At 65.8% G+C, this 18,636-nt stretch carries 19 protein-coding genes; 10 read left to right on the top strand and 9 right to left on the bottom strand.

Annotated elements, in window-relative coordinates:
• Positions 1-3: 3 nt before the first annotated feature.
• The 4 genes from exbB to QRQ56_RS31680 form a co-directional block, all read right to left on the bottom strand.
• On the bottom strand, positions 4-780 hold the full coding sequence (exbB, locus tag QRQ56_RS31665; RefSeq protein ID WP_438745276.1) for a tonB-system energizer ExbB: 777 nt from the start codon (positions 778-780) through the stop codon (positions 4-6).
• 27 nt (positions 781-807) lie between these two features.
• Positions 808-1,323 carry a heme utilization cystosolic carrier protein HutX gene (gene hutX, locus QRQ56_RS31670; RefSeq protein WP_438745278.1) on the bottom strand — a complete coding sequence of 172 codons (516 nt, stop codon included), beginning with the start codon at positions 1,321-1,323 and terminating at the stop codon, positions 808-810.
• Positions 1,324-1,346: 23 nt separating this feature from the next.
• The gene (locus QRQ56_RS31675) at positions 1,347-1,682 is read right to left on the bottom strand and encodes an antibiotic biosynthesis monooxygenase family protein (RefSeq protein ID WP_438745280.1); all 336 of its coding nucleotides are present in this window, start codon (positions 1,680-1,682) and stop codon (positions 1,347-1,349) included.
• A 98-nt stretch (positions 1,683-1,780) separates the two neighbouring features.
• Complete coding sequence (locus QRQ56_RS31680) at positions 1,781-4,132, bottom strand: TonB-dependent hemoglobin/transferrin/lactoferrin family receptor (protein WP_438745282.1); 2,352 nt, start codon at positions 4,130-4,132, stop codon at positions 1,781-1,783.
• Positions 4,133-4,396: 264 nt separating this feature from the next.
• On the opposite strand from QRQ56_RS31680, the gene QRQ56_RS31685 reads away from it, so the two are divergent.
• The 4 genes from QRQ56_RS31685 to QRQ56_RS31700 are packed head-to-tail and all read left to right on the top strand — an operon-like array spanning position 4,397 to position 7,448.
• Complete coding sequence (locus tag QRQ56_RS31685; protein WP_438745283.1) at positions 4,397-4,603, top strand: hemin uptake protein HemP; 207 nt, start codon at positions 4,397-4,399, stop codon at positions 4,601-4,603.
• 6 nt (positions 4,604-4,609) lie between these two features.
• Positions 4,610-5,560, top strand: coding sequence for a heme/hemin ABC transporter substrate-binding protein (locus tag QRQ56_RS31690; RefSeq protein ID WP_438745285.1), 951 nt, complete (start codon positions 4,610-4,612; stop codon positions 5,558-5,560).
• Positions 5,557-6,648, top strand: a complete 1,092-nt coding sequence (locus tag QRQ56_RS31695) for a FecCD family ABC transporter permease (RefSeq protein WP_438745287.1) — start codon at positions 5,557-5,559, stop codon at positions 6,646-6,648. The genes QRQ56_RS31690 and QRQ56_RS31695 overlap by 4 nt, the downstream gene beginning before the upstream one ends.
• On the top strand, positions 6,645-7,448 hold the full coding sequence (locus tag QRQ56_RS31700) for a heme ABC transporter ATP-binding protein (RefSeq protein ID WP_438745289.1): 804 nt from the start codon (positions 6,645-6,647) through the stop codon (positions 7,446-7,448). The genes QRQ56_RS31695 and QRQ56_RS31700 overlap by 4 nt, the downstream gene beginning before the upstream one ends.
• 58 nt (positions 7,449-7,506) lie before the next feature.
• On the opposite strand, the gene QRQ56_RS31705 is transcribed toward QRQ56_RS31700, so the two are convergent.
• Together QRQ56_RS31705 and QRQ56_RS31710 are read right to left on the bottom strand one after the other, a co-directional pair.
• Positions 7,507-9,186, bottom strand: a complete 1,680-nt coding sequence (locus QRQ56_RS31705) for a mucoidy inhibitor MuiA family protein (protein WP_438745290.1) — start codon at positions 9,184-9,186, stop codon at positions 7,507-7,509.
• Positions 9,187-9,357: 171 nt separating this feature from the next.
• Positions 9,358-9,978, bottom strand: a complete 621-nt coding sequence (locus QRQ56_RS31710; protein ID WP_438745291.1) for a response regulator transcription factor — start codon at positions 9,976-9,978, stop codon at positions 9,358-9,360.
• Positions 9,979-10,180: 202 nt separating this feature from the next.
• Here QRQ56_RS31710 and QRQ56_RS31715 point away from each other — a divergent pair, with 202 nt between their 5' ends.
• On the top strand, positions 10,181-11,218 hold the full coding sequence (locus QRQ56_RS31715; RefSeq protein WP_438745292.1) for an AraC family transcriptional regulator: 1,038 nt from the start codon (positions 10,181-10,183) through the stop codon (positions 11,216-11,218).
• Between the two features lie 2 nt (positions 11,219-11,220).
• Here the strand turns inward: QRQ56_RS31715 and QRQ56_RS31720 are convergent, their stop codons facing one another.
• Positions 11,221-12,432, bottom strand: a complete 1,212-nt coding sequence (locus QRQ56_RS31720) for an NnrS family protein (RefSeq protein ID WP_438745294.1) — start codon at positions 12,430-12,432, stop codon at positions 11,221-11,223.
• A 130-nt stretch (positions 12,433-12,562) separates the two neighbouring features.
• Here QRQ56_RS31720 and QRQ56_RS31725 point away from each other — a divergent pair, with 130 nt between their 5' ends.
• Positions 12,563-13,273: a Crp/Fnr family transcriptional regulator gene (locus QRQ56_RS31725; RefSeq protein ID WP_097660108.1), complete on the top strand. Its 711-nt coding sequence runs from the start codon at positions 12,563-12,565 to the stop codon at positions 13,271-13,273.
• Between the two features lie 112 nt (positions 13,274-13,385).
• Here QRQ56_RS31725 and QRQ56_RS31730 read toward each other — a convergent pair whose 3' ends face one another.
• A complete protein-coding gene (locus QRQ56_RS31730; RefSeq protein ID WP_438745295.1) occupies positions 13,386-13,583 on the bottom strand; it encodes a DUF1858 domain-containing protein in 198 nt (65 codons plus the stop codon).
• Between the two features lie 134 nt (positions 13,584-13,717).
• Positions 13,718-15,070, bottom strand: coding sequence for an oxygen-independent coproporphyrinogen III oxidase (gene hemN, locus QRQ56_RS31735; protein ID WP_438745297.1), 1,353 nt, complete (start codon positions 15,068-15,070; stop codon positions 13,718-13,720).
• Between the two features lie 199 nt (positions 15,071-15,269).
• Here hemN and QRQ56_RS31740 point away from each other — a divergent pair, with 199 nt between their 5' ends.
• The 4 genes from QRQ56_RS31740 (at position 15,270) to QRQ56_RS31755 (ending at position 18,569) form a co-directional block, all read left to right on the top strand.
• Positions 15,270-15,470, top strand: a complete 201-nt coding sequence (locus QRQ56_RS31740) for a hypothetical protein (protein WP_438745299.1) — start codon at positions 15,270-15,272, stop codon at positions 15,468-15,470.
• Positions 15,471-15,541: 71 nt separating this feature from the next.
• A complete protein-coding gene (locus tag QRQ56_RS31745) occupies positions 15,542-16,417 on the top strand; it encodes a copper chaperone PCu(A)C (protein WP_438745301.1) in 876 nt (291 codons plus the stop codon).
• 123 nt (positions 16,418-16,540) lie between these two features.
• Positions 16,541-17,638: a copper-containing nitrite reductase gene (gene nirK / locus QRQ56_RS31750; RefSeq protein WP_438745303.1), complete on the top strand. Its 1,098-nt coding sequence runs from the start codon at positions 16,541-16,543 to the stop codon at positions 17,636-17,638.
• A gap of 52 nt (positions 17,639-17,690) precedes the next feature.
• Positions 17,691-18,569: an SUMF1/EgtB/PvdO family nonheme iron enzyme gene (locus tag QRQ56_RS31755; protein WP_438745304.1), complete on the top strand. Its 879-nt coding sequence runs from the start codon at positions 17,691-17,693 to the stop codon at positions 18,567-18,569.
• Positions 18,570-18,636: the final 67 nt, after the last annotated feature.

Raw genomic sequence — 18,636 nt, forward strand, 5'->3', positions numbered from 1 at the left:
GACCTACTCCGCCGCCCGTGCCAGGCGGAACTCCCTGTGGTCGCGCTGACGGCTGACCAGCAGCATCAGCTGCGCCGAGGCATCGCCGAGCAATGCCCGGTAATTGGCGATGCCGCGGACGAGATGGTTGTAGATGACCACCGCCGGGATCGCCGCGACGAGACCAAGCGCGGTGGCGAGCAGCGCCTCCGCGATGCCCGGCGCGACCACCGCAAGGCTCGTGGTGTGGCTCTCGGAGATGCCGATGAAGGAATTCATGATGCCCCAGACGGTGCCGAACAGGCCGACGAAGGGCGCGGTGGCACCGATGGTCGCGAGCACGCCGGTGCCGCGCGCGATCTGCCGGGACATCGCGGCCTCGACCCGCTCCAGCCGCAGCGCGACACGCTCCTGAAGGCCGTCATCGACAATGCCGCCGGAGAGCTCGGCTTCTTTCGCGCAGGACCGGATGAGCTGGGCGACCGCATCGTGCGCGTCCCCGATCCGCTCCGCCGCGTCCGCCAGCTTCATCCTGCCTTCGAGCGCGCGCGTGCGCTGAACGGCAAGCGCGCCCTTGCGGCGCAGCTCGATGGTCTTGGTCAGCCACACCGTCCATGTCACCAGCGAGGCAATGGCGAGCCCGATCATCACCGCCTTCACAACGATGTCGGCGCCCAGGAACATGCCCCAAGGCGACAGATTGCGCGGCAACAGCGCCTCGTCGATCGCGAAGGCCGGCGCCGGCGCGAGGGTCAGAGCGGTTGCCAGGATCACGTGCCGAAGCCCGAAATTGCTTTGCATCCCGATCTCCCGACTGGTTGAAGCGAACTACGCCGAAGGTGCGGCCGCGATCCGGTCCGCGAGCTGACGGAACCGCAACAACTGATCCGCCCGCAGTGCCCTGGTCTCGTCGCGGCCGACGAAGACCTTGAACATGATGCCGCCGTCGGCATTGACGAAAGCGACGAAGGCGGAGGTCTTGCCCATGAAGGGGCGTTCGACGAACGCAACACCCGCGCAGCGTTCATGACGGAGATGGCCGTGCAGGCCCTTCGGCTGCATCAGGTTGAAATAGCCGCGGCCGATCTCGCCAGCGGGAATGCCGCCGGTGAACTCGAAGATGGCATCGTCCGTGTGGACGATCAGCGTGACCTCGCCCCAGGCTGCGATGTCCTGCATCGCTGCGGCAAAGTGCTCGCCGCCGCCGATCCGCACCATTGAGGATGGCAGCGCCTCGATCACCGCACGCGGGGTGACGTTGCGCTCACGCGCAACGTCCTCGATCACCGCGCCCGGATTGTCGGCCATATACGCCTTGATATCGGCGAGATCGGTGCTCAGCATGATCTGCTCCTGCGCGAACCGCCTCAGGCGGCCGCGTTCGCCTTGCGCTCGGTCAGGATGACCTCGAACCCCTCGAATTTGGGATGGCCGAGATAGAGGCTCTCGCCTGTCTGGTTGTCGGCGCGGGCATGAGCGCGGCGGAATTGATCTGACTTCGTCCAGGCCTCGAAGGCAGCTTTATCGACCCACACCGTGTGCGAGGAATACAACGTGTGATCCTCGAGCGCCGGCCCCTTGAGCAGGTGGAATTCGACGAAGCCGGCCATGCTGCCGAGATAGGATTCGCGGGTGCGCCAGACGGTCTCGAACGCGGCTTCCGAGCCGAGCTTCACCTGGAAGCGATTCATGGCGATGAACATAAAAGTCTCTCCTTCTGGTCAAAACGAAACAGGCCGAAGCCGCGCTGGAGCATCAGCGCGGCCCGGCGGAAGTTTGCGGTGTCGCGACGCGCCGTGCCTTACGCACCTCCAAAGTGGATCTTCATGCCGGCCTTGTAGACCCGGCCCGGTCCGGGGCTCGACCACAGCACGTCGTTCTGCGAGGTGCCGTCGGTCGAACTGCCGGGAATGGCATAGGGCCGGTAATACTGGTTCAAGAGATTGTCGATCGAGGCCGTGAACACGATGTCCTTGGTCGCGTTGTAGGTCATGTACAGGTTGATCAACTCGTAGCCAGTCGCCGGCAGATAACCGGCGGGCACGTCGTTGTTCGGACCGTACGAAGCCCATTGCGCGGACAGGATCAGCGTGCGGTCGAGCAGACGGACACCGCCTGTGGTGACGACCTTGCGCGGAGTGATGGTCGCGAGCCCGACATTGGTGACGGCGTTCTTGCCCTGGATGTAGTGACCGGAGACGCCGATAAACCAGTTGCCGGCATCGTACATCGTCTCCGCCTCGAAGCCCTGGATACGGGCCTGCGCGATGTTCTGGTACTGGTAGTACTGGGCGAACGAGCCGACGCCGGGGAACGTCACGAAGCCGAACGAGACGAGATCGATGTAATCGCTGACGTCGTTGCGGAACAGGTTGATCTTGCCGCGGAACGAGTCGTTGGCGCTGAAGATGTTGTCGTATTTCAGGTTGAAGCCGACTTCCTTGTTCTTGCCGACTTCGGGCCGAAGGCTCGGGTTGGGCAGGAAGCAGAACAGGCCGACGGTGCCATCCGGACAGGGGAAGAGGGCCGGTCCGCCACCGGTCGCGTGCGCGCCGGAGATCACGGTCTCGGTGATCGACGGGGCGCGGTAGCCTTCAGCATAGCTCACATAGGGCTGGAAGCCGGGAACGGGCGTCACGCCGAGGGTGATCTTCGGCGAGAAGCGGTCGCCGCTGCCGTTGGTCTTGCCCGATTCCAGATCGTAGCGATCGTAGCGGATCGCGCTCACCGCCTCGAACCAGGTGCTGTAGTTCTGCTTCAGCTGCAGGAATCCGCCCGACACGGTGCGGATGCCGCTCGGCGTGGTGATGTTGGAATTGCCGCGGCTGTCGGTCGTGATCACGTCGTCCTGGAAGGCATCGAAGCCCACCGTGAGCGCGTTGCGCCAATCACCGACGTTGAACCGCGTGGTGTTGTTGGCGTCGATGCCGAAAGTGTTGAGGACGTAGCCGCGCTTGTCGCCGACACAGCCGGAGATGTTGTTGCCGAAATTGCCGGTGCCGCACAGGGCCGCACCCGAGGTCGAATAGTGGTAAGTCTTGGTCTGGTCGTTATCGACGCGGTTGCCATAGACCGACACGTGCGAGTCGAACAGATTGTCACTCGGCAGCGAATAGTTCCAGGTGATGGTGCCGGTGTAGTTCTTGGCGTCGGACGCGTAGACCGACGAGCCCTGGTAAAGCGCGCGCTGGGCTGCGGTCGCGACCGGCCCCCTGTTGAACTGTCCGATATCGTATTGATAGTCCTGGAACACGGCGCCGAACTTGACCTCGTGGCCAAGGGCGGGACGCACCGTGAGCTTCAGCAGCCCGGCCTCGACCTGGTTGCCGGTGTTGCCGATCTCCGTGCCGTTGCCGTCCTTGTAATTGCCTTGCGTGCGGTAGACCGCGCCGCCGAAGATATCGACGTCGGGCGTGGCGCGCACGCCGCCGAATACCGAGCCGAGGCCGCGATTGTTGTTGGAGCCGTAGGAGCCCGAGAGATCGACGCCCCAGCGCTCGCCGGGACGCACCACATCGTCGATGTCCTTGGTGCGGAACGAGACCAGGCCGCCGATCGCGCCGGAGCCGTAGATGTTGGCGGTCGGACCGCGCACGACATCGACGCCGCCGATCAATTCGGGATCGAGGAAGAAGGAGCCGTTGGCGTTGTGGCCGGTGCGCTGGTAGTTCTGCCGGGCGCCATCGACGACCACCGCGACGCGCCCGAACTCCTGCAGGCCGCGAATGTTGATGACCGTTGCGGGATCGTCGCCACGCTCCTGGAACGACACGCCGGGCACCGCATAGAAGATGCCCGATAGCCGGTTCGGCTGGATGCCCTGGATCTGGTCGAGCGAGATCGAGCTGACAGGCGCCAGAGCATCGATCGCGCGCTGCTTGGTCTTGGTCGCGGCGACCGTGATGGTGTCGAGCACTTGCACGGGCGCCGTGCTGCCGGCCTGGGCGCGTGCGTTCAGGGCTTCAGGCGTTGCCTGTTGCGCGACCTGCGGCTTTGACGGCTTGCGCTTTGCCTGCCTCGGTTGCTCGGACGACGCATTTTCAGCCGACGGCGATGCCGTCTGTGCAAGACCGCTCTCCGTCGTCACCGCTGCAATAGAAATCACCGACGCGCCCAAAATCAGGGCGCGCGAATACCTAGCCCCGTCAGCCATATCAGCCCCAGCCTGCACTTCACTCTAGTTTTTGGAGTCTTCTGGCTGGCGTGCGTTCGCAACGCGAACGACTGGCTGGCTGATTGTCTCAACGAGCGGGCAAGCCGCCCGCTGCCATAATTGGTTACGTGGCAACACTCTGACGGTCAATGACATCAGGTTGCAGTTTATATCGATTGTAAATTGCAGCCGTTGGAATGCGCTTCGTGCCGCCTATACAAACAAGCAGCACTCCAGGATTTACGAAAGCGCATCACACCTCACATGTCAGCAATGTCCGCAGACAACAATGGCGGCGCGGCAGGGACGGCCGGAAGCCCTTCTGCGACAACGAGAACCCTCACCATGCGTGGGAGCCGGATCGACAGCCGCGAGCTGTTTGCGGCCGAGCGCGAGATCATCATCGCGCATGGCGAGGATCATTACCGGCTTCGCCTGACCTCGCAGAACAAGCTGATACTGACGAAGTAATCCGTAATGACATTTTGTCGCACCCTCATCGGCGTCGTGCTCTCCAGCGCAATCGCGCTCGCCTCCGCGCAAGCCGACGGCATCACCGTGCATGACGCGCGCAATCGCGAGATCAATGTAACCGACGCCGCGCGCACGGTCTCGATCGGCGGCGCCATCACCGAGATCCTCTATGCGCTCGGGCTCGAGAGCCGGCTGGTCGGTGTCGACACCACGAGCCTCTATCCGGCAGCGGCGCTGCGGGACAAACCCAATGTCGGCTACATGCGCCAGGTCTCCGCCGAGGGCGTGCTGGGCCTCAATCCCACCCTGATCCTGGCGATCCAGGGCGCGGGGCCGCGCGAGACCATCGACATCCTGGAAACGGCGAAGGTGCCGTTGGTGCTGGTGCCCGACACGTTCACCGAGGACGGCCTGATCGATAAGATCAAGCTGGTCGGCCATGCCATGGGCGTCGATGCGCGCGCCGCGTGCCTCAGTGCCGCGGTCGGCGCCGATCTTGCGCAGCTCGGCGCCTTGCGTGCCAGGGTGACCAAGCCGGTGCGCGTGATGTTCGTGATGTCGCTCCAGAACGGGCGGGCGCTGGTGGCCGGCCGCAAGACCGCGGCCGAGGAGATCATCCAGCTCGCCGGCGCCGCCAACGCCATCGACGATTTCGACGGCTACAAGGTCATCGGCGACGAGGCGATCGCGGCAGCAAGACCTGACGTCGCGCTCGCAATCGAGCGTGGCAAGGACTCGCTTCAAGCCGATGCGATCTATGCCCATCCCGGCTTCGCGCTGACGCCGGTTGCGGCCAACAAGAGCTTCATCACCATGGATGGGCTCTATCTGCTCGGCTTCGGACCGCGGACCGCAGCCGCGGCGCGCGATCTCTCCGCACAGCTTTATCCGGCATTGGCCGAACACGGCGATGGATTCAAATCGGCGCTGTCAGCGGCGAACTGCCGGCAATGAGCGTGGCGATCGGCAGTGAAGCGCGCCAGCCGGAACGACGCGCCGGCGCCGGCCGACCGTCCGCATCATTGACGATCGCTCTCCTGACGGCGGTTCTTGCTGTCACTGCCATCGTCGCGCTGACGCTCGGCGCCGCTGGCATCCCCCTCTCCCGCCTGCCTGCCGCACTCGGGCTGTCAGGCGAGACCACGGCCATGACGGCCCGCGACCAACTCGTGCTGTGGTCGATCCGCGTCCCCCGGATCGCGGCGACGGCAATGGTCGGCGGCCTGCTCGCGGCGGCCGGCGCGATCATGCAAGGCCTGTTTCGCAATCCGCTCGCCGATCCCGCGCTGGTTGGCGTCTCCAGCGGCGGCGCGCTCGCAGCGGCAAGCGCGATCGTTTTCACCGATTCGCGTTTCGGCGAGATGCTGCGCTCCCTGCAGACCGAGCTGCTGCCACTCGCGGCATTCGCGGGATCGCTGGCCACGACCGCGATCCTCTACGGCGTCTCGAGCCGCGCGGGCCGCACCTCGATCGCGATCTTCCTGCTTGCCGGCGTCGCCATCACCGCCATCGCCAATGCCGGCATCGGGCTTCTGGTGTTCGTTGCCGACGACCGCCAGCTCCGCGACATCACCTTCTGGATGCTGGGCTCGATGAGCGGCGTGACCTGGACCAAGGCCGCCGTGCTCGCGCCGGTCCTCGTCGTCACGGTGATCGCCTTCACCTTCATCGCACGCGGTCTTGACCTCTTGGTGCTCGGCGAGGCCGACGCCTTTCACGGCGGAGTCGATGTAGAACGCCTCAAGCGGATCTCGATCGTCATGGTCTCCGCCATGACCGGCGTCGCGGTGTCGATCAGCGGCGTCATCGGCTTCGTCGGCATCGTCGTGCCGCATCTGCTCCGCCTCGTCATTGGACCCGCGCATCGCCTGCTGTTGCCGGCATCGGTGCTGCTTGGCGCAATCCTGATGGTCGGCGCCGACACGCTGGCGCGCACCATCGTTGCCCCGGCCGAGATGCCGATCGGCATCCTGACCGCGGCGGTCGGTGCGCCTGTCTTCCTCTTCATCCTGTTGCGCCAGCGCGGGCTCGCTTCGCTATGAGCGCCGTGATCGAGGCGCGCGGCTTGAGCAAACGCGCCGGCCGCGCGACGCTGCTGGATGGCGTCGGCCTGACGGTTACGGCCGGCGAGATGGTTGCCATCATCGGCCCGAACGGCGCCGGCAAGTCGACGCTGCTGCGGCTGCTCTCCGGCGACCTCCGGCCGAACGCAGGCGAGGTGCGTTTGAAGCAGCGGGATATCGCCAGCTTCACGCCGCGCGAGCTCGCCGCGCGCCGCGCCATGCTGTCCCAGCACATCAACGTCACTTTCCCCTTCACGGTCGAGGAAATCGTGCTGATGGGCGCGGGCGAGCGCGGCGCACGCGAAGCAGGCCTGCTCGTCGACGCGGCCCTGGAAGAGGTCGGCCTTGCGCATTTTCGCGAACGGCAATTGCCGACGCTGTCGGGCGGCGAGCAGCAGCGCGCGCATTTCGCCCGCGTGCTGGTGCAGCTCGCCTGCGGCGAAGCCGAGCACGGCCCGGGCCTCCTGCTGCTGGACGAGCCGACCTCGAGCCTCGATCTGCGGCACCAGATCGACCTCGTCGAAGCTGCGCGCCGCCGCGCCGGCCACGGCACCGCGGTCATCGCCATCCTGCACGACCTCAACCTCGCGATCCGCTTTGCCGATCGACTTATCGTTCTGAACGGCGGCCGGCTCGCGGCCGATGGCCCCCGCGCAGACATCGTCACACGGCAGACCATCCGCGACATTTTCGAGATCGAGGCTGTGGTACATCGGAACGACGACGGCGTGCCCTATGTGCTGCCGCAGTCGATGCAGGCGGTGGTACCGCCGCGGTGAAGGTGCGCTCCCTCTCCCGCAAGCGGGAGAGGGGGCACACCTTGTTCTTGGCCCGCCCTTACCCGGCCGGCACGATCACCATGCTCTTGTCCTTCGGCCAGCGGATGCGCCAGGCGAAGTTGATATCCTTGACCTCGCCGGGCTTGGCGTCGAACGACCATTCCAGCACGCCGCGCTTGTCGCGGATGTTGCTGGCGGTCGGCGGCGTAGTCGCGGGCAGCATCTCGACGACGATGTCCTCGCTCTCGCTGACCGGCAACTGATCCTCGATCGCGACCTTGATCGGGAAATCATGACCGTTGCGGATCGTGGTCTTGAACGCGCGCTCGTCGGTCTTCGACGTCGTGACCAAGAGGCCCGCCGAGCCCTCGTTGCGCTTGAGCACGGCGCGCTCGATCTTGATCTTGTCGTCGGCGCCGAAGCCGAGCCGCACGGTGTCGTCCTTGGCCGACGCCGTAATCTTGCCGCGGCCGACAAAGACGCCGTCGCGGTAGATCGCGACCTTGCCCGGCAGCAGCGTCGTATCATCGGTCTGCTTGAAGCTGGCTTCGAGGAAAGCAGTCGGGTCCAGCACCGGAGCGGCGCGGACCGCGAGATCGGCCGGCACGGTCATGGCCGCAATGCGCATGCTCTTGGCGCCCTCCTGGGCGCCGAGGCTGACGCGACCGGGGATCTTGAATGTGGCCTGGAAGCCGCCGATCTCGGCCACTGCATGCTGCTCTTCGGCGCGCTCGCGCGGCTCGACCGCCTCTGCAATCTTGCCCATCACGGGCGATTGCATCTGGCGCGCAACTGGCGCGGGCCGCGCCATGTCCGAAGCCGCGCCGAGTGCCATCGGCTTCGGCACCTGCGGATATTGCGCCACCAGCGAGTTCAGCTCCGGCGCACTGCCGCCGCGGCCGATACGCGCGGTGGAGACGCCGAGCGTGACGTTGGACCAGTCCTCGCCGGTCGACTGTGTGATCTCGGCGCGACGGACCAGTTCGAGCTGTGGCTTGCGATCCTTGGCACCGGTGTCGAGCCGCGCGTCGTAAAGCGGCATCCAGCGCGCGTTGCGCACGGCATAGGTCACGCGCAGCGTCGCCTTGGTCGCGGCCGCCGAGGCGACGTCGATCCGCACCTCCAGCTTGCTCGGCGGCTTGGCCGAACGCTCGGCCTCGAGTTGCGCGATCTGCCGGTCGAGCTCGCGCTGCTTGCGCGTGGCGTCGCGGATCGCGGTGTCGGCCGCTGCGATCTCTTCGGCCACCGCGGCAAAGGCCGTGCGCCATTCGGTGATCGGCCGCGCCTCCCCCTTGTCGCCAAGGCCGGCGGGAGAGGCCTCTGCAAAGCGCTGGGCGAAACTGCGCCGGGCGCCTGCCGCGTCGATCATGCCTTGCAGGTCGGCCCGCTGATCCCTGAGCGCTTCGATGCGCTTGTCGAGCTCGGGCAGGTTGACGGGCGGCGCGGGCCGCGGCGGCCGGGCATCGATCGTGCCGATGGTGAGCTTGGCGCCCGCCTCGCCTTCGACGCGGAGGGAGGACGGATCGAGCGAGAGCGGAAAATCCCTGGCGACCAGCGTCTGGTCACCTGAGGCGAGATCCAGTGCGATGATGCGGGTGACGGTGGCGCCGTCGGGATAGACGGTGACGGCGTCGATTGCCGAACTGGCGTCCAGTTCGGCCGCCCATGACGGCACCGCGAGGGCCGTGGCCACCAGGACCAGGCTCGTGGTTGCCAGACATTTTGCGGTGATGCGCATGAAATTCCTCCCTGCCGATATCGACGCGTCGCCAGCCGGACGCGCGAAAGATGCCTCGCCATCGTGATGAGACGCGGCAGGGAAGGAACCGGTTCGATTAGGGTTTCCGTGGGGCGCCGCTGCGGCGGCAGCAAGGCCGCGGAACGCGCCGTCGTCCCCGCGGCTGGCCGGTCAAGCCTGGGTGGACGAGCTCTGGACGAAGATGCGCCGGAGCAGATCGGTCACGTTCTTGGCGCCCGCCTTCTTCAGGATGCTGGCGCGGTAACCTTCGACCGTCCGCGCGCTCAGATGCATGCGCCGGGCGATCTCCTTGTTGGTCAGGCCGCCGGCGAGGTGCTCGAGCACACCCACTTCGCGCGCGGTCAGCGGCTCGCAGCCGGGCAGCCAGCTCTGTCGGCTCGCGCCGGGCTGCGCGAATTCATCGATGGCGGCGTCGATCCGGCCGACAACGTCGTGGGTGCGGAACGGCTTTTCGATGAAGTCGGCCGCGCCCTTCTTGATCGCGTCGACCGCCATGGCGATGCTGCCATTCGCCGAGGTCACCAGCACCGGCGCCATGCAGTTCTCCTCGCGCAGCCGCTTGAGCACGTCGAGGGCGGACCGATCCGGCGGCATCTCCAGCACCACGCAGGCCGGCATCCGTGCCTTGGCCTCCGAGAGCAGAGAGGCACTGTCGGCAAAGCAGATCACGTCATAGGCGCTCTGTTGGAGCGCGGTGGAGAGTTGTTCGCGGGAGGTTGCGTCGGTTTCAATGACGAATACCTCACCCTTGGAAAGCATGTTTCCCGGCATAATCCCGATCCAGCAATGTCTTGGTCAAATGAAACGAGACGGCCGGGGGCCCCATCGCGCCCCGCCGTCGATAAGCACGGCATTCACGCCCGTGCTTCGGTTTCACCTATGTATGTTCGGTCCGGTTCCGGGATTTGACGGATTGAGACAGAAACTTTACATTTGGGGACATCTGCGGGAATGCCTGACAGGAACGGTTCGCATGACCGACCTCATTCGCAGCGCAGGCTTGAGCTATTACCCGGACGTCGCCCGGTCGGTCGGACTCGACCCGAAACAGATGATGCGCAAGGCCAGGCTGCCGCTGGCCTGCCTCGACAAGCCCGACACTCCCATCGCCGTTGCCGGCCTGCGCCGTCTGCTCGAATTGTCGGCAGAGGCGTCGGGTGCCGAAGATTTCGGCTTGCGTCTCGCCGAGCGCGGCGGCCTGACCAATTTCGGCGCGGTCGGCCTGATCGTGCGCGAGCAGGCGACCGTCGGCGAAGCCATCGAAGCGTTCTCGCGCTTCATCCATATCCATCATGACGGCATGCGGCTGGACGTCGCGCGCGGAAAGCAGACCGTCACCGTCACGCTGCATCTGCGTGGCCGTCAGCCGATCGCGCCACGCCAGTCGATCGACATGGCGCTCGGCAGCGTCCACCGCATCATCCAGTCGCTGTATGGCCATGACTGGCGGCCGCTGGAGGTCCATCTGCATTATCCGCCGCCGAAGGACCGCAAGCGCTACCGCGAATTCTACGGCTGCCGCGTCACCTTCAACGCGGAGCATGATGCGATCCTGCTGTCGGCCCATGACATGGAGCGCCGCATCCCCAGCGCGCATCCGCTGATCGCCACCTATCTGCGCAAACGGATCGAGGCGATCGAGACACGGCCCGCAAGCTGGGAGAAGAAGGTCGACGAGGTCGTGCGCATCCTGCTCGCCAGCGGCGACTGCACGGTCGATCGCGTCGCCGAGCATCTCGCCTGCACCCGCCGCACCATCCACCGCCATCTCGCCGCGTCAGGCACCAGCTTCTCGGCCATCCTCGATGCGCAACGCGCCGATCTCGTGATCCAGTTGATCGACGACCCCGACCGGCCGCTGGCCGATATCGCCGTGCAGCTCGGCTTCTCCGCGCAGAGCGCCATGGCGCGCTGGTTCCGCGGCCACTTTGGCTGCACCATCACGGATTGGCGGAAAGGTGTGCGGCCGCAGGCGCCGCCCGCCGATACGCCGACGGCGACCGCGGCCTGAGTTCAGCGCGCCGGCGCGGGCACGCCCATCGTGGCAAGGGCACGCCGCCGGCTGCCGGCGAGCAGCGGGCCGAAGGCAACGGCAAATCCGAGGAACGCAACGAGCCAGCCGCAGGCCGCAATGTGCAGCAAGGCGTCGCTCTGCGCTGGCAACACCACGGCAGCGACCCGGCTCAGAGCGGCGATGATGACCGCGGCATAGATCGCCTGGATTGCCGGCGAAGCCGTCAGCGCCTGTCCGGTATGGCCGAGGCTGGCGCGGGTCATCACCGCGAGCGTCATGGTGCCCGCCGCACCCGTCATCCAGGCGTGGATGCCGGCGCTCGGCGGCAGCGCGCCGAAAACCGCACAGGCATGGAGGATGAAGCCGAGCGGCACGAAGACGTAACCGACATGCAGGATCACCAGCAGCCGCTCGCGAAAGGTGCGATCGCCGGCCCAGCGCGCAAGCCGCACCAGATGCAGTCCGCCGACCAGCGCCATCAGACCGCCGGTGACGACGTTCAGCGGCGCCACGACCCAGAAGACGAGCGCGAGCGCGCTGCATCCAATCACCGCGCCGTCGAAGCGTGCGAACGGCACCGGCAGACGGCCCGGATTGAACTTGACCAGCCAGTTGCGGGTAAAGCTCGGGATGATGCGGCCACCGATCAGCGCGATCAGCAGTATGACCACGCCGATGCCGACGCGGATGCTGACATCGGCCGCGCCGCGATAGTGCGCCTCGAGATGGAACGCGACATTGCCGGCGAGCAGAACGGACACCAGCCCCACCACCGGCAGATTGCGCCAGTTGCCGCCCGCGATGATCTCGCGGGCCGCGGCGGCGACGACCAGTGCCAGGAAGGCGGCATCGACGAGGAGCGCGAACGCCCAGCCGGTATCGGCCGACAACGTCACCGCCGCACGCCCGGCAAGCCAGACCATCACCAGCGCGCCCAGCGAGGTGCCCTGGATCGGCAGCCGGCCAGTCCAGTTCGGGATGGCCGTGAACAGAAACCCGGTGATCACCGCCGGCAGGAAGCCGTAGAGCATCTCGTGGACGTGCCAGTCGCGCGGCGCGAATGCGGAACTCACCGACAATTCGCCATAGAACATCGGCAGCCAGGCCAGGATCGACAGCCCCGCCTGGATCGCGGCGAGCAGGAAAAAGGGCCGAAAACTGTTCGCAAACAGCGGCCAGCCCTCATAATTGCGAGATCGGGTGCCAGCCATGGGGTAACTCCAATAGGTTCAGACCGTCGTTTGAGGAAAAATACTGCCACCCGGCCGTCCCGTTTTGCGCTATCGCAAACTGCGAGACGATTGCAGGTGCCATCACACTCCCAAGCGCCAAGGAGACAGAATGGCCAAGGTCGACACATCGCTGGTTGCGCATCTGCCGCTGTTTGCGGGAGTCACGCCGGAAGCCCTGGACGAGATCCTGCGTGAGGCCCGTTCGGCGCGCTATCCCAAGAACAGCGCGATCTTCGAACAGGGCGCGGACGCGCAATCCTTCTTCCTGCTGCTGCACGGCCATGTCCGCGCCGCCAAGACCACGCCGACCGGCGAGCAGATCGTGGTGCGCTACGTCGCGCCCGGTGAAACCTTCGGGCTCGCCATGGCGATCGGCGCCGCAAGATATCCGGCGACCGCAATCGCCGTCGACGACAGCGTGGTGCTGATCTGGCCGACCTCGGCCTGGCCACGGCTGGTCGAGCGATTTCCCTCGCTGGCCGCCAACACGCTCCAGGCCGTCGGCACGCGCCTGCAGGAGAGCCACACACGTATCCTGGAAATGTCGACCCAGCAGGTCGAGCAGCGCGTCGCGCATGCGCTGCTGCGCCTCGCCAAACAATCCGGCAAGAAGCTCGACCAGGGCATCGAGATCGATTTCCCGATCAGCCGCCAGGACATCGCACAGATGACCGGCACGACGCTGCACACGGTCAGCCGCATCCTGAGCGGCTGGGAAAGCCAGGGCCTCGTCGAGAGCGGCCGTCAGCGCATCATCCTGCGCGATCCGCACGGCATCGTGGTGCTGGCGGAGCGGAGCGCCGACAGCGGCGCGGTGTGACGGCGACCAGACGCCTCGACCCAAGCTATAGGGGTGGGGGCGCTTCCGCTTACGGCGAAAGCCGCCCCGCACCCGAGAATCCGCGCGCGCGCGCGCGAACTCCAGACCGTTTTCACGCCGGCACGCAATCAACCAGTGCGGCGAGGAATTTTTCGCGGTCGACGTTATGCTCGCGGCAAGCGTCATCCACCGTGTGGAAGGTCGCGATCGGGCAACCGACACAAGCCATCCTGAAGGCCAGAAACACCCGGATCGTGTGCGGCGCCGTGCGCATGATGTCGTCGACCAGATCGTCGGTTCCAAAGGACATGGACAACTCCGTTCCGACACGAAACTAGCAGAACGGACCGGAGTCTCGTTGTCGAAGCGCAAGCTGCTACCAGTTCCCCAGCTTGTCATTCCGGGCTCGCGCCAACGGGCGCGCCCGGAATGACCGGAGAGAGCTTACACAGCCCGGCTGTGCAGCTGCTTTGCCGGATTGAGATGCGCATCGAACGCGGCGGCAACGCTGCGGACCAGGAAACGCGAGTCTTTTGCGACTGCGAGGCGATTGCCCTCGAGCCTCACGACGCCGTCGGAGATCAGCGGCTTCAGACGTGCGGCCGCGCTCAGCATCGGCTCGGCCTCCGCGCCATGGCGCGCGCAGATATCGCCGATGTCGGCGCTGAACTCGCACATGATGCGTTCGATGATGTCGGCGCGCAGCCGGTCGTCGTCGGTGAGCCCATAGCCCTTCGCGGTGGCGAGGCGGCCGGCGGCAATGCTCTGCGCATAGGCGCCGATCTGCACCTCGTTCTGGACGTAGCCTTGCGGCAAATGCCCGATCGCGCTCGCGCCGAAGCCGAGCAGGACCTCGCCCTTGTCGGTGGTGTAGCCCTGAAAATTGCGCCGCAGCGTCCGATCCTCGAAGGCCACCGCCATGGAATCGTCGGGCCGCGCGAAATGGTCGAGCCCGATCTGCACGTAACCGGCCTCCTTCAGCGCGTTGGCAATCGCGCAGGCCTGGTCGTGACGCGCGAGACCGTCAGGCAGCACACCCTCGTTGATCATGCGCTGGTGCTTCTTGAAATCGGGCACATGGGCATAGCCGAACACGGAGAAGCGGTCGGGCGCGAGGGTGAGGCTGCGGCGAACCGTATCCAGGCAGGATGCGACGGTCTGGTGCGGCAACCCGTAGATCAGGTCGAAATTGACACCCGTAATGCCGGCACCCCGAAGCTGCTCGACCACGGACGCCGTCTGCTCGAAGCTCTGCACGCGGTTGATCGCCCGCTGCACCACGGGATCGAAGCTCTGCACGCCAAGGCTGGCGCGGTTGACACCGGACAGGCGCATCGCCTCGACCATGTCGGCGGTCAGGGTGCGCGGATCGATCTCGACCGCGATCTCGGCCGAGGGCAGCACGAAGAACTTCTGGCGCATCGTCGCCATCAACTCGGCGAACGCCTCCGGCTGCATGATCGTCGGCGTGCCGCCGCCGAAATGGATGTGCTCCACCTTGATGCGGCGGCCGATGGTCTCGGCGACCAGTCCGATCTCGTTGCGCAGCGTGCGCTGATAGCCGGCGATGAGTTCGTCGCGACGAACGATCTGGGTATGACAGCCGCAGTACCAGCACATCTCGCGGCAGAACGGGACGTGGAGATAGAGTGACGCGCTGCCGCCCGCCGGCAGCTCCGCCAGCCAGCTGGCGTAGGCGTCCGGTCCGACCGCCTTCGAGAAATGCGGTGCGGTCGGGTAGCTCGTGTAGCGCGGCAACCGTTCTTCGCCGTAGCTCGCCGCAAGATCAGCTCTCATGTCTTACCCATTCGTAAATTTCGGCCGTGTGCAGACACCACGGCAAATCACGGAATGCATCCCATTACCCCGGATCCGAGGGAGCGACCTTGCGCTCGCGCAAAGTCGGCCGGGCCTGGAGATTGCGCTTGCGCAAAGCACAGCGGCCGGTCCCGGGCCATGATGACGGAAATCGGCACGGCATCCGGAGCGTTTGCCCATGAGGCTTCTTGCACTCGAAATTATTCTGTCCTTGCTCGACGTCCGCGGCCATATCCCGCGTTTCGACGACTTCCGGCCGGCCCCGGTCGCACCGGCCCCGTCCGGCATCGCGGGCGGCCTGGCCGCCGTCATCGCTGTCATCGCCGTGCCGTCGCTGGCGATCTGGGCGATGATCTGGCTGGCAAAGCATCTCTTCTAGTCGCGCCTTCTCCAAGACTTCCGAAGGCTCTCCCCAAGGCTTCCCACAGGGCGGCATCAAAGGCTCCGATCATGATCACATCCAAGCGTGCATTCGCCGGCGCGGTCGTCCTGACATGCCTTGCCGGATCGCCCTCCTTTGCAGCCGACACGACCCGCGGCGACCTCGTCATCACCAAGGCCTGGAGCCGGGCAACGCCCGGCGGAGCCAAGGTCGCCGGTGGATATCTGACGATCGAGAATAGGGGCCATTCAGCGGAGCGCTTGCAGGCTGCATCAGCCACTCATGCGCTTCGAACCGAGATTCACGAGATGACCGTCAACGACGGCGTCATGACCATGCGCCCGCTCGACAACGGGCTCGTCATCGCACCCGGACAGATCATGACACTCGCGCCCGGCGGCGGACATTTGATGTTCATCGGCCTCGACGGGCCGCTCCATGCCGGCGACCAGATGCCGGTGAAGCTGTCGTTCGAGCATGCCGGCGAGGTGAACGTGACGCTTGACGTACAGGCGATCGGCGCACAGGCGCCCGCAAATGCAGAGAGCACCGCGACAGCAGAGCCCGAGCACCGCAAGGAGAAGGCCGCAGCGGCCGCACCTGAAGCAGCATCCGAAGAGGACGAGAGCTTCTTCACGCATCTTCACGCCGAAAAGGCCATGGCCAACGTCACGGTTTCGCCGGGGCGCGCCGGTCCGGTCGAGATCGCGATCCAGCTCGAAGACGCGAACGAGCTGCCGTTGCGCGCCGATGCAGTTGCGGTCACGCTCGGCAATCCCGAGCATGGCGTAGCGCCGATCACGGCGAACGCCGAACGCATCGGCAATGATCAGTGGCGCGTCAAGATGTCGGCACCGTTGTCCGGCCGCTGGTCGCTCGGCCTCGACATCCGCATCACGCCGGCTGACGCGGTTAACGTCGTGTCACCGATCCTGCTCCGATAAGACACCTAAGTACTGTTGCGGAGCCGAATCCGGCAAAAACTTGTCGCAGCGCAAACTCTCTAGCCACGATCGGCGCAGAGTGCATCCGTCATCAAAAACCTTTCCAGATGAAGGATGCCTACGATGTTCACCCGCAGAGTCGCATTGATCGGCGCCGCAGCGACCGCTCTGATGCTGGCGACCCCCGCCTTGGCTGCCGACGATCTCAAACTGCCGCGCCAGAAGGTCGAGCTGGTTGCTCCGCCCTTCGTGCATGCTCACGAGCAGGCGACCAAGCAGGGCCCGAAGATCATTGAGTTCAAGCTCACCATCGAAGAGAAGAAAGTCGTCATCGACGAGAAGGGCACCACCTTCCAGGCGATGACCTTCAACGGCTCGATGCCGGGCCCGCTGATGGTCGTGCATGAGGGCGACTACGTCGAGACGACGCTGGTCAATCCCTCGACCAACACGATGCCGCACAACATCGACTTCCACTCCGCGACCGGCGCGCTCGGCGGCGGCGCTCTGACCCTGATCAATCCCGGCGAGCAGGTCGTGCTGCGCTGGAAGGCGACCAAGACCGGCGTGTTCGTCTATCACTGCGCCCCGGGCGGTCCGATGATCCCCTGGCACGTCGTCTCCGGCATGAACGGCGCCGTGATGGTGCTGCCGCGCGACGGACTGAACGACGGCAAGGGCCACGCGCTGAAGTACGACAAGGTGTACTACATCGGCGAGCAGGACATGTACGTGCCGCGCGACGAGAAGGGCAACTTCAAGTCCTACGACTCGCCGGGTGAAGCCTTCACCGACACCGAAGAGGTGATGAAGAAGCTGATCCCCACCCACGTCGTGTTCAACGGCAAGGCTGGCGCGCTGACCGGCAAGAACGCGCTGACCGCCAATGTCGGCGAGAACGTGCTGATCGTGCACTCGCAGGCCAATCGCGACAGCCGTCCGCATCTGATCGGCGGCCATGGCGACTACGTCTGGGAGACCGGCAAGTTCGGCAACGCGCCGGAAGTCGGGCTCGAGACCTGGTTCATCCGCGGCGGTTCGGCGGGAGCTGCGCTGTACAAGTTCCAGCAGCCCGGCATCTACGCCTACGTCACGCATAATCTGATCGAAGCCGCCGACCTCGGCGCCACCGCGCACTTCAAGGTCGAAGGCAAGTGGAACGACGATCTGATGACCCAGGTGAAGGCACCCGCCGAGATCCCGGCCGCCAAGACCAACTAAGCGCGACAAGGGGCCGGTCATCACCGGCCCCTTCTTTCTTCGAGGAATGACCATGCTGATCGCCTTCAAGCTCAAACTGGCACTCGCCTGCGTCGCGGGGCTCGCAGGGCCGCTCGCGGTCGCGCCGATGGTCTCGAACATGGAGGTCCGTGGCACGGCGACCGAGCCTGCGATCGTCAGGATCGCGCCGGGCAGCCTGACCTACCGCGAGGCCGGCGATTTCACGCGCGCGGGGCAGCAGGCGGAAGCGCCGCTGCGCGCGATGCGCGTCGACCGGCCGCTGCACATCATGCGCAACCAGGTCTCGTCATCCGACTTTCAGCTTTGCGTGCAGGACGGCGCCTGCCGCGCGCTCGATCGCGACGTGGCGGTCGGCGTCGATCGCCCCGCCGTGCAGGTGAACTGGCACGACGCCGAAGCCTATGCGGGCTGGCTGTCGCGCAAGACGGGCCATCATTACCGCCTGCCGAGCGATGCAGAATGGGCCTTCGCGGCCGGCTCCAAATTCAAGGACGACGGCGTCGCGGTCGATGCCAACGATCCGTCCAAGCGCTGGATCAGCCGCTATGAGCGCGAATCCGAACGCGACCTCTCCGACACCACGGCCTATCCGTTCGGCAAGTTCGGCCCGAACGAGCACGGCGTCGAAGATCTCGCCGGCAACGTCTGGGAATGGACCTCGACCTGCTTCGTGCGCTCGCGCGTCGACGAGGCCGGCAATGCCGGCCGCCCGACCGTGAACTGCGGCGTGCGTGTCGCCGAGGGTGCGCACCGCGCCTATGTCACCGATTTCATCCGCGACGCCCGCGCCGGCGGCTGCGCCCAGGGCGTGCCGCCCGCCAATCTCGGCTTCCGCCTGGTGCGCGAGGAGACGTCATGGGTGGCGAGCGTGTCGGCGCGGCTCGGCAAGGTGTGGGCGGCGAGGTCGTAACCGCCCCTGCTGTCATTGCCCGCGAAGGCGGGCAATCCAGTATTCCGAGACGGTGGTGATTGAATCG

The organism is Bradyrhizobium sp. U531 (genome assembly GCF_051710265.1).
In the GTDB taxonomy this organism is placed as follows: Bacteria; Pseudomonadota; Alphaproteobacteria; order Rhizobiales; family Xanthobacteraceae; genus Bradyrhizobium.